The organism is Variimorphobacter saccharofermentans (assembly GCF_014174405.1).
Lineage (GTDB): Bacteria > Bacillota > Clostridia > Lachnospirales > Lachnospiraceae > Mobilitalea > Mobilitalea saccharofermentans.
Genome location: NZ_JACEGA010000001.1, coordinates 1,052,915 through 1,064,654, shown reverse-complemented (window position 1 = coordinate 1,064,654; position 11,740 = coordinate 1,052,915). Strand labels below are relative to the sequence as shown.

Below are 11,740 nucleotides of genomic sequence, written 5' to 3'. Positions count from 1 at the left end.
AATATTACTTGTGAAAAAGGCCTATAATGGTTCATAATTTACATTATGGGCTTTGTAGTTTTAGTCTTCTGTCTCATTCCGACATTCAGTATTAATCCAACGGCAATCATGGAGCTTACTAAGGACGTCAGACCATAACTTATAAATGGCAATGGGAGTCCTGTATTTGGTAATAGGTTGACTGCCACCCCAATATTAACAAAAATCTGAAAAATCATATATGCTGAAATTCCAATTCCTATCTGTTTTCCCATATAGTCTGTAGCATGGGCAGATATCATAACGCACCGTATTATAATAATTGCATAGAGCGAGATAATGAATACACAGCCTAAAAACCCAAATTCTTCACCAACGATGGCAAATACAAAATCACTTTCTTTCGCATAAATATTGCTATATCTCCTGTTTTCATCCGCTTCTGTGGAAAGCATCTTTCCATGAAGACCGCCTGCCCCGATTGCTTCAATGGATTGAATCTGCTGATAATCTTCATCCAAATTCTCACTTTCATCATCTGATAAAAATGATAGAACTCTGTTCACATGATAATCTTTAATTAATGGAATATCAATATGAAAAACTGCAACACCAATCACAATACCAGCTATTACTGGCAGAATGATAGCGAGAGCTGCTCCGATCACTTTATAGCTCATCCCGGACGCATATACCATAATAGCAAAAATAAACAGTAAGGCCAATGCAGAGCTTAAATGAGGCTCAAGCACTATTAAAAGCATCGGAATTGCAATTACTACACCAAGGATTATCAGCACATAAAACTTATTCAATTTATTCTTAAAATAATTACATAAAAACGCCAGGAAAAGAACTAACACAATTTTAGTTAACTCCGATGGTTGAAATTGGATACCAAAGATTACAATCCACCTTTTTACATTGTTTAAATTCTCCCCGAAGACAAGAATAAATGCTAACATAGAAATCATTCCAAGGTATAAAACAAAAGATAGATTACATATAAATCGATAGTCAAACAGCAAAATTGCAATTATAAAGGCATATCCAATAATAATACCGGCTATCTGCTTGATAAATATAGAGTGCTGTTCTTCACTCAACATAAAGGCCTGTTGCCCACAGTATACTCCGATACCAATTAGAATTGTCATGGCTATCAAAATAATATAATCTATCTTCTTTATATAATGTAATAATTTCTCTTTCAATGTTGTTTACCTACCAAATCGTTCCTTTTCGTTCTCAACCCCCATTATATGCTATTATTTGGCAAATCGCAAGATGATTATTTTTGTGAAGCCAAAGCTTCAACCGCTTCCTTTTCTGTGTCATTGAATACATATTTATAAAGCTCGATTCTATTTTTCTCCCAGTCAAGTATGATTGGATATCCTATCCCGTTATATTTCTTAGGTGCTTCAAACGTACCATCCACAGGAATGCGGAATGTATCCATGGTTGTGATCTTGTTTTCTACCACAGCCTCCATGGCTTTTTCGATCTGCTCCTGACTTAGATCCGTGGTAACGTAGCCTAAACATTCCTTGGTAATCGGAAGAATTCGAACGATGTTCTTCATCGAAGTATAGCTTTCGAACATCGCTTTAAGTACTCTTTGCTGTCGTATTACCCTTCCATAGTCATTGTTCGCACCACCCAGAGTTTCAACCTTCCGTACACGGCAGTATCCCATAGCCTGGTTTCCATTTAATTTATTAATTCCTGGTTTTACATTTCGATTGGATTTTTTCGATATATAGTTTGTTTTATTTAAATATTTCGCTTCCTTCTCACCCAACTCAATGGTTACTCCACCTAACAAATCCACTATTTTTTCAAAGGATTTAAAATCTACGGAGGCATAGCCATCAATTCTGATTTTATAATTCTTCTCCACCGTTTCTATCAGCAGGTCGGCACCGCCTTTTGAATAGGCAGAATTCAACTTATTCGCTTTATAGCCAGGTATATCAACATAACTATCCCGCAATAGGGAGGTGAGCTTAATCGTATCATCCTTGGTATTAATGGATGCAATCATCATGGAGTCCGTATTCCTTGCTCCTCCTATTTCCTCAATACCAAATATCAGATAATTCTTTACATATTTCTCATGTCTGGCACCAGGTACATGCTTCCTATCCTCCGCTGTAGTTTCGATTTCTTCATTCTGCACATTACCAAATACAAAGTTACTGGCAGCACGATACAGAAAGCTTCTGCCCGGCTTTGTTCCTATTACAAGAAAAACAACTACCAGCAAAAGCATTATGGTGATACCAAGTCCTTTGAGAAAACGATGCTTATTCTTTCTCTTCTTTTTATACGATTTATTACTCTTATTTTCTTTATTCGGTATCTGTCTGACAGGCTGATCAGGCTCTGTTGCCGTATTCTGTTCTTCATTCATAATCTCAAGAACCTGCTGTTTCAGTAATTCATCAACCTTCTTGTCCTGCATACTATCTCCTCTTTTCTTCACAGATAAACTGTAATAATGCTTCGCAGCCTTCTCTGATATCTTCATAAGTCCGCTCGAAGTCTCCGGTATACCAGGGATCCGCAATATCCCTAGTTTGTCCTGTATAGTCTAAAAGTTTTTTTACTTTGTTGTCAACGTCTTTTCCTATAATTCGATAAATATTTGATATATTCCAATGATCCATTGCTATAATGTAATCATACTCTGAATAATCTCTTTTTGTCATCTGAATTGCTCGTTTTCCCTCAGATGAAATTCCTAAACGATTTAAGATTTTTCTGGTTCCAGGATGAACTGGATTCCCGATTTCTTCTGTACTGGTAGCCGCTGAGGCTATGTAAAACATATGGTCAAGCCCTTTCTTTTGTACCATATCTTTGAATACAAATTCTGCCATAGGTGATCGACAAATATTGCCGTGGCAAACCATGAGCACTTTTATCTTGTTTGGCATAAAATTTCTTTTCCTTTCAAATCGTCTCAAACCATTGATTTTACTGGGTTTGTTGGATTTTTACTTTTTTATCAACTTGTCATTTCTTCTCATAAAAACGCAAGTTTTCTCGGGTCCGTGGTATAAAAATGGTATAAATTCAAAATTTTTATACCACGTTTTTTTCTTGGTATAAATTTTCTGGAAATCCCATAAATACAGCATTTCTTAGACTTTTATAACATACCAACTTAATGTATGGCACATGGCTTTACAAAATTTATACCAAATAATTGTGCCATCCAAAATCGGCAGATGTTATTTTTAAGCCTCTTTTACATTCAAAAGCCCTAGTCTTTCCATCTCTTCTTTGGCATCTTCCTCTTTGATATGAGTATATGTATCGAGAGTTACAGACACATCTGCATGTCCCATGATATACTGCAATATCTTCGGATTCATACCACTCTTTGCATAATTTGTACAACAAGTATGTCTGCATACATGAGGCGTTATCTTTGGCAATTGCACTCTGTATGTGTTGTTATACTTCTGCAGAATAAGTTGGAAACACTTCTGCCAATGCTGTGATACTTTCGGCATACCGTTTTTGTCTAAGAATAAGAACCCTGTGTAACCATTTATAATCGGTTCTACTTTAGGTTTTGGACGATTCTTGATAATTCTCTTAAAAGCCTCTACTACTTCCGGTTTCATCGGAATATTGCGATTTCCGCATTCTGTCTTTGGCGGAGCACAAATATATTCCATTTTACTGGTTCTCTGAAGCTGATGATTCACTCTTAAGACATTCTTTCTAAAGTCAACATCCTTGATAGTTAATCCACAGAACTCACTGATACGAAGTCCGGTCTTAAACAGAATAAATATTGCATCATAGAACTGACTGTAATGCGGGTCCTTCTCAATGAACTCCAAAAATTTACGTTCCTGCTCTCTTGTAATCGCATCACGCTTCACACTGTCATTTACAACTACCGTATGAAGTTCGAACTGGAACGGATTTTTAATAATCATGTCATCATCTGCCGCCATCTGAAATGCCGGACGTAAGACTCCTCGCACTGTGCATACTGTACTGTAGCCTTTGCCGCTCTCCTGCAACTGAATCAGAAATATTTTTGCATCCGATGTTTTGACCTCAACTATCTTCCTCTGTCCAAATGATTCCTTTGCTAAAAGATTCTGTACAAATTGATATCCCTGACGTGTACTGTACGCCACTCCGGTTTTGGTGGTAAGATATTTTTCTACCAGCTCACATACCGTCATATCTGTGGTATACATCCCACGTTTGATATTGTTTTCAATCTCACGAATCTTTTCCCTTAGAGAAACCTCCTTCCGTTTGCCGGATGGTGTAGGGTCACCACTGGTCAATCGCCAACTGTACACAGTCTTTCTTTTGCCGTATGGGTCTTTGTAACGATACATGTATCGTCCATCTTCCATCTGTGCCTCACCTACATGAAGCACTCTACCTTTATTGTCACGTCTCTTTGCATCACTCATAATAATTCTCCTTTCAAAGAGCTATGACATGGCTTAGTGTTAATATATCATAACTCTTTCGTTTTTTCCACATTTCTCGGGCTTTCCGCAAAATTTATACCATCAATTTTGGCAATAATTTATACCAAAAGCCCTGTTACCTTTTCTCTTAAATAGCTTCCAGACTATCCACATACTTTTCAAATTTCACTCTCTTAATCTGAACACGATTCCCGTTCCAAAGAAGGTAATCTGCATTCTTATTTTCATTGATAAGATTTCGCAACTTGTGTTCTCCAATTCGGAAATATGCTGCAGCTTCTTCAATGCTCAAAGTATATTTTTTCCATACAGGAATATTGTAAGTAGTATTCATCCCCATCTCCTATTCCGATTCTTCTTCCCGAAAAATCTGTTCAAACGCTCTTTTATTTTGGTTTTCTTTTTCTCTACGATGACTCTCGCCCTTGATACAGATGGGCTGGCAACTGCCAAGCACTCTATCGTAGATTCTCTTATAATCAAGATTCTGAGTTTCCCTCATTTCCCTTACAGTCAGATTCGTAGTAATAATCATAGGCTTGCCGGAGCATACTCTTCTATCCAGCACAGAGAAGACACTCTCAACCACGAATCCCGAGTTACGTTCCGAACCCAAATCATCCAAGATCAGCAAGTCATAACCGCAGACCGCTTCTATGTAGTCGTTCTTATCAATGGCAGCAAACACGCCATTGCTGATTGTGGTAAAGTTTGTCATAAGCACTCGCTTCTCCTGCTCCAGTAACGCATTAGCAATACAGGCTGCCATGTAACTCTTCCCGGTTCCTACATCTCCCCACAGAAGCATTCCCATGCCTTTCTTCTTTACCTCGTCCCAATGCTCTACATACTGCTTTGCATATTTCATGTAAGGATTGGAACCATCATCATTTGTAAAGTTCCAATCGCGCATAGCTCGCTCAGGAAAGCATATTTTTATATTCTTCTCAACCTCCTGACGATGCTCCTGCTCCTTGCGTTCTTGCCTTTCCTTTTCCATTCGCATTCTCACACAAGCACATTGCCTTGGATGCGTCTTCATACCAAACAAATCTTGTGCATACTTCGGAATATATCTCTCCACCGGTTCCCGGCAGACCTCACAATACTCCAAACCATCTTTTCCAATAAAGAATTTTTCTTTATCCATAATTAAAAACTCTCCTCCTCTTCGTAGTCATAATCTCTTAAAGAATTATTTGTTTTGTTATTTATATATTTATTAGGGGACAGATTTCCGACAGGGTTGGAGCCGGTTTTCCATCCAACTTCTGTCGAGTTTCCGACGTCGGATTTCCGGCATACTTTTTCTTCCGGAAATAATATGTATAACCTATTAGGACGACCTCTACCCTGTGGAACCTTCTCTAATAAATGCGCTGCAACCAATTCTTTCATAGCGTCTTTAATAGTCGTTGCACTCTTCTCCATATCCTCTGCCATCTGTTGAATGGTATAAACAAAATAAACTCTACCGTTACCATCTACCCATGCATTGCTCTGGGACAATTGAGCCCTCCCCAGCATCAATGAGTAAAGCAACTTTGCAGTATTGCTGACATGCATTGATATGAGAAAACGTGGCATAGGCAAAAACGATGGTATCCTTGTATGTTGATACATGTAATTACTCATTTATCTACTCTCCCTCCTTTGTGATTTTATTTCAATTCCTTCATGCATGCTCCTTATGGGCAATAAAAAAACACCACATACTTCTCACTGAAATACTGGTGTTATCCATGCTCTTCTTTTTTTAGTTTTTATACTTTGACGCTTCTGGCCAAAGTCGTTCCTTTGCACACAGCAAAAATTTGCAAAATAAAAAAACAGCTCCCTTATCAGAAACTGCAAATATCATCTCGCTCACCTTTTTAAATTTTCTCTGTATACACTTTATCACAGATGCAGAAATCTGAAAATGGACAAATGGTAGACATTTGGTGGACATTTATATCTGCATATACTATAGCACAGATAAATTCCGCTGCATACTGTCAAAAACCCTACAATATCCCTACAGATACCCTACAATTACCCTACATGCATTCAGCCGAAGGCGTAGCTTTCTCCAAAATGCAATTTAGAGAAATCCAAGGGGCTTGGGGCAATCCCCAACAAGCAGAAAAGCAAAACCTGTACAGGTTTGCCTTGCTTGCAAAGTTGTATATGTATATACCTTTGCACTGCTTGCCACTTTTGTGAATTATCAGATTCGTCCTTGCTTATTATAAACCATACCACAGACGCAACTATAATAAAAGCGGGATTTGGGGTGGATTTCCGGTGAATTTTCGAAGAATCTAACCTATTACCGCTATATAAGAGGACGCTTCTTATACTCTTAGAAAGCGCCCTCTCGTTTTTCTTAAACTGCCTTAAATGGCTGCTTTTATTTTTTCAATCAAAGTGATATCCGCAGGTAACCACTCAACAGAATACAGTTCTTCCTTCGTAAGCCACTTTGCTGCCGCATGCTCTGTCAGAACCAAGTCACCGGATACAATTTCTACCCAGAAGCAATCCATAGAAAGATGAAATGTTGGATAATCGTATTCAATGGTATCAATCAGTTCACCTACGACGATTTCAGTTTCCAGTTCTTCCATAATTTCACGTTTGAGAGCTTCCTGAGGTGTTTCACCTTCTTCGATTTTTCCGCCAGGGAACTCCCAGCCACCTTTGAAATCACCATAACCACGTTGGGTTGCAAAAATAATAGTCTCACCTTTTTCGTTTACTGCCTTTGTTATAGCTGCAACTACTCTTATTGTTTTCATACGGCCTTATCTCCTTCTGTCTGAATATTGCTCTGCAAATAACGTAATAAATCATCTCTTACAGAATGTCGCATCTGCATCGTTACCTTCGCAATGTCTCTATCTTTCCCATTATTGTCTTTCTTAGTATCAGCCTTTACATCAATTACATCGAACAGACCCATATAGTAAAAATTCGTCTCTGCATCACTCTTTTTAACAAGCAAATGTTTTCGTGCTGCAGTGCATACATCTTCCATGTAAGAACTGTCCACGCCTCTACCAATCTGCGAATCCCATCTGAAAATAATATTGTCTTCAAATGCATCTGCGTAATCCGGCTTTCCATCAACATAGCTCTTTTCATCATCTGCGCTTTCTTCTTTATGGTATGTAACAAAGATAAACACATCGTCACCTATTCGCTTCATTCCATACATCGTAGAAGATAAATCTTTTCCACAATTCATAAGCAAGCTCACGTCACGTCTGGAATACTTTTCATATAATACAAATGGAGATTCTTCAGTTCTTCCAACATGATATTTTTCTCTGTATCGTCTTAGTCCGACTTCAATAATATCCTCAACCTGTCTATTAAATTCCATATGCTTCAGACGTTCTGCAAAAGCCATCATTCTACGCAACATCATGCTTTCATCATTATTCACGATATCGATGTGGCAATATTTCTGATACTCTTCTTCCTTGCTTACAAATCTTCCTTGTAATACCTCCACCGCATTTGCAAACGATGCCATATCCACAATATATCCATATTGCGCTTGCAGTTCACTCTTGATTTCATCAATGCGAATTACCTCATGCTTCATCAAACGCTTTAATATTTCAAGTTCATATGGTCTTGCACCGGACAGCACAGTTTTTGACAAATATTCAAGCGTTGTCATTTCCTGTTCGGAGATTTTTCCTACATACAATTCCTTTTCCTCTGATTCAAGAAATGCCTGATAGGTTTTATATTCACGAATAATTACCAGCGGATCCACCTCTCCGTTATCATAAAAATCAACCAGATATGGAACACGTCCAAGCCTATTTTTTAAATTTTTATAGCTGGACTTGATAATGGATTTCATTCCCTTAATCTTGTCAATAGATGAGAATATTTTATCCTTGGCAATTTCATCAAAGTGTACTGTAGAAGCACCGGGAATAGTAGTGTTACCACTTATAACATACTTCCGGATAATATCCGGATTATAAGAACGATCTCCGGAAAGTGCCACCGGAATCATAAAGTTATTATTATAGTTTCCGATGAAGTCAAGAATTACAACATATTCCTTCCCCTCTGCTTTACGCAATCCACGACCAAGCTGCTGAATAAATACAATTGGTGATTCCGTCGGTCGAAGCATAATAACTTGATTTACCTCTACTATATCGACACCTTCATTCAGAATTTCCACAGAAAAAATATAGTCAAGTGGTTGCAGCTTTTCTGTCGCATCTTTCTCATCCATCGCAAGTCTTTCGAAAGCATTGGTTCTCTCGTCCTCGGACGCGCTACCATTAAGTGCAATTGTTCGATAACCTAAAGCATTAAATTTCTGCGATAATTCCTCGGATTCATCAATCCTACTACAGAAAATCAGGCCTTTCACTCTATCTCCGCTATATCCATAATATTCTGCTTGTTCAATAATATGGCGTACACGCTCATCGCCAGTAAGCAAATTGAAATCTCTATCAGACATTTTTCTCGATTTCAATTGCTTTTCTTCAACTAAGGAAACATCGCTGATTCCGAAATAGTGAAACGGACATAATATATCCTCTTCCATTGCTTGCTGCAATCGAATTTCATATGCAATCTGATAATTAAATATCTCGTAAATGTTACGTCCTGCTACATCGTCATCCCTTTTATCCGGAGTCGCAGTCATACCAAGCCACAGTTTCGGCTTAAAATAACTCATTACCTTCTGATATGTATCTGCGGAACTGTGATGTGCCTCATCCAAGATAATACAATCAAATTCGTCAGGACTATATTTATGCAAATGTTCATCACGATTTAATGTCTGTACCATTGCAAACACATAATCTGCTTCATAATCAGAATATCCGGCACCTACTAATCCCATGGAAATATTTTTTCCAAATACCTTCTGATATGATTTCTTGGTCTGACGCGCCAACTGTCCACGATGAACTAAGAATAATACTCTTTTATATCCAAGTTCACGCATGGCAAATGCTGACGCATATGTTTTTCCGGTACCAGTAGCAGATATCAATAATGCTCGTTCTTCTCCTGCTTCGATAATTTTCTTCAAATTAACGATAAAACCAACTTGCATAGAATTAGGCTGCAAACGGTACTTTTCAACAGACGGAATGTCTTCACTCTTGGCAATCTCCCTCTGCTTTTTGATTATTTTGTATCGCTCTTTATATTGTTCATAAAACTCATCATATTCTAATGCATATTCACTATTCCAAAGCTCATTAAACTCTTCCAATACGCTCTGGGCAATCTCACCCTTTTCGGTGGATACTACACGGGTGTTCCACTCACGATTACTTGTAAGCGCGGTTTTCGTCATATTGGAACTACCAATAATAATTCTATAGATTTCATCTTTTTTAAAGATATAGCCCTTGGTGTGAAATCCGTCTCCGGAAGCTTCCACATCATACATTTTCAATGTAATATTGGAGAGCTTATTTAACTTTTCTAAAGCTCTTGGTTCACTAAAATTCAGATAATTCGTTGTAAGAATTTCTCCTTTAATGCCTTTCTTTTCAAGAGCCTTCAGAGTCTGTAACAACGGCGTGATTCCACCCATTGTAATAAACGCTACACTAATTTGAAACCCGTCACATGCCACCAATTCATCCTCAATGGATGATAATACTTTCTTTCCTTGCTTGTAGTTATTCGAAATAAACTGCGGCTTATACGCAAGATTAGATGCAATAGTTCCATCTATGTATGCGTTTTCAAATCCACTACGTAATTCTGATAATCTATCTTCCGTCACTGTTATTTACCTTCTTTCAACAATGCTTCTCTTATCGCTACACTGCAAGCCGTTTTTCCCAAACATCATACCCTTGCCTTCTTGCCGAATCATATACAGGTCTCATGTTCTTCTCTAAAATTCCATAAAACTCCGTATCAGAATTGCCCTTACGATACAGCTCCTGATTTGCCCATATAGAGTGCAAATTATCCCTATAACATGCCTCATACAGTTTTCTAATGCCTTCTCGCTCATGAATCATCTCATACATTATGTACTGATTTCTCGCAAATCGTATGAAGAAATCGTTCCAGTCCGGCAATCTATTATTCTTAGCTGAATTCAGTGAGGAATCCATTGGCATCAAATTCCAAAGTTCATCATTCATTACAAATGACCAAGGAATAAAATGGTCTACATCGTACTTTTCCTCATCAATTGCTTCATCTGTAAAAACATCTACAATACTACGCAAATCCAATATGCCATCCCATAATTTCCGCACATGTGACAGTTTCCGCATCTTCTCATCTAATGGTGCAAGTTTATATATCAATCCCGGTACTTCCGGATTATTATTCTGCAGCCACTTTACCTTTTCACACTGAATCCAACCTAAAATCGCCACGGTATTATCCCGAATCATCTGGACCCAAGCATCGTTAAATGTAAGTTTTCTGCTCAAGCCGTTTTCACCACCAAATGTATAAGGCAGCAAAATATCACTTGCACTCAGCTTATTATAATATGCAATCATTCGTCCTGCACTGCTATCAAGACTAATCTTCTCACCAGACTTATTTGCAAACCCTGATAATGCTTTATATGGCACATTAAGAGTCAACGCTTGTTTCTCTGCATGGAGCTGCTTATTAAACTGCTTAATAGCGTTCTTTATTTCAACCTTTGATGCATTTGCTTCCAGTCCGCTCAATTCCCTAAGTTTCACTACAGCTCTTTCAAGATTATCCTTAATTCCACCTTCACCCCAAATACCACTCAAATGGATGTGAAATTCAAGAACCGAATACCACGCATTTGAAATCATCTCATCAATAATTTCATCATACGTAGCTTCCGTCTTATTCCCCGATATAAGCTGTACAATTGCTTCCAACCAATAAAACTTGTAGCAGTAAGATGGATCTTTCATCATTCGAGAAAAGCCCTCAATATCTAGTTTGTTATAATAATGTGCATCAATTGTAAGTTGCATTATTCATTACCACTCCAAAATATCTTCTTTTCAAAGCCACCACGATTCTCGCGCTTACCATTACGAATTTTCATCAATTCCTCAACAGAATGTCCTCTTGCCTCGCAAATAGCAAACAACACCTCAAGCACATCCGCCATTTCTTCAATGGACTTATCTGCTTGGTACTCCGCTATTTCCTCATTCAACTTCTTATCCAATTCTTGCAGATACTCCTCGTTATCCAAGATTCTTGTAATAGGCTTCTTGCCATCTGCAATGATAATCTCCGGAATTTTATCTCGTACTAATTTTCCTTCTTTCATTAGCTCCACACCT

General features: G+C 38.0%; 11 protein-coding genes. All 11 read right to left on the bottom strand.

Annotated elements, in window-relative coordinates; genetic code table 11:
- Positions 1-38: 38 nt before the first annotated feature.
- On the bottom strand, positions 39-1,193 hold the full coding sequence (locus H0486_RS04715; RefSeq protein WP_228351893.1) for an FtsW/RodA/SpoVE family cell cycle protein: 1,155 nt from the start codon (positions 1,191-1,193) through the stop codon (positions 39-41).
- 77 nt (positions 1,194-1,270) lie between these two features.
- The gene (locus tag H0486_RS04710) at positions 1,271-2,446 is read right to left on the bottom strand and encodes an LCP family protein (protein ID WP_228351892.1); all 1,176 of its coding nucleotides are present in this window, start codon (positions 2,444-2,446) and stop codon (positions 1,271-1,273) included.
- A gap of 1 nt (position 2,447) precedes the next feature.
- Entirely contained in the window at positions 2,448-2,921 is a 474-nt protein-coding gene (locus tag H0486_RS04705) for a low molecular weight protein-tyrosine-phosphatase (protein WP_228351891.1), read from the bottom strand.
- A gap of 303 nt (positions 2,922-3,224) precedes the next feature.
- On the bottom strand, positions 3,225-4,433 hold the full coding sequence (locus H0486_RS04700; protein ID WP_228351890.1) for a site-specific integrase: 1,209 nt from the start codon (positions 4,431-4,433) through the stop codon (positions 3,225-3,227).
- Between the two features lie 148 nt (positions 4,434-4,581).
- Positions 4,582-4,788, bottom strand: coding sequence for an excisionase (locus H0486_RS04695; protein ID WP_228351889.1), 207 nt, complete (start codon positions 4,786-4,788; stop codon positions 4,582-4,584).
- 9 nt (positions 4,789-4,797) lie between these two features.
- Complete coding sequence (locus H0486_RS04690; protein ID WP_228351888.1) at positions 4,798-5,604, bottom strand: ATP-binding protein; 807 nt, start codon at positions 5,602-5,604, stop codon at positions 4,798-4,800.
- A 2-nt stretch (positions 5,605-5,606) separates the two neighbouring features.
- On the bottom strand, positions 5,607-6,041 hold the full coding sequence (locus H0486_RS04685) for a replication initiator protein A (RefSeq protein ID WP_228354366.1): 435 nt from the start codon (positions 6,039-6,041) through the stop codon (positions 5,607-5,609).
- A 791-nt stretch (positions 6,042-6,832) separates the two neighbouring features.
- On the bottom strand, positions 6,833-7,234 hold the full coding sequence (locus H0486_RS04680) for a (deoxy)nucleoside triphosphate pyrophosphohydrolase (protein ID WP_228351887.1): 402 nt from the start codon (positions 7,232-7,234) through the stop codon (positions 6,833-6,835).
- Positions 7,231-10,224 carry a DUF3427 domain-containing protein gene (locus H0486_RS04675; protein WP_228351886.1) on the bottom strand — a complete coding sequence of 998 codons (2,994 nt, stop codon included), beginning with the start codon at positions 10,222-10,224 and terminating at the stop codon, positions 7,231-7,233. Before H0486_RS04675 ends, H0486_RS04680 begins: the two co-directional genes overlap by 4 nt.
- Before the next feature lie 37 nt (positions 10,225-10,261).
- Positions 10,262-11,422 (bottom strand): HNH endonuclease domain-containing protein, encoded by a 1,161-nt coding sequence (locus H0486_RS04670; protein ID WP_228351885.1) that lies wholly within the window; start codon positions 11,420-11,422, stop codon positions 10,262-10,264.
- Positions 11,422-11,727, bottom strand: a complete 306-nt coding sequence (locus H0486_RS04665) for a nucleoside triphosphate pyrophosphohydrolase (protein WP_228351884.1) — start codon at positions 11,725-11,727, stop codon at positions 11,422-11,424. Before H0486_RS04665 ends, H0486_RS04670 begins: the two co-directional genes overlap by 1 nt.
- Positions 11,728-11,740: the final 13 nt, after the last annotated feature.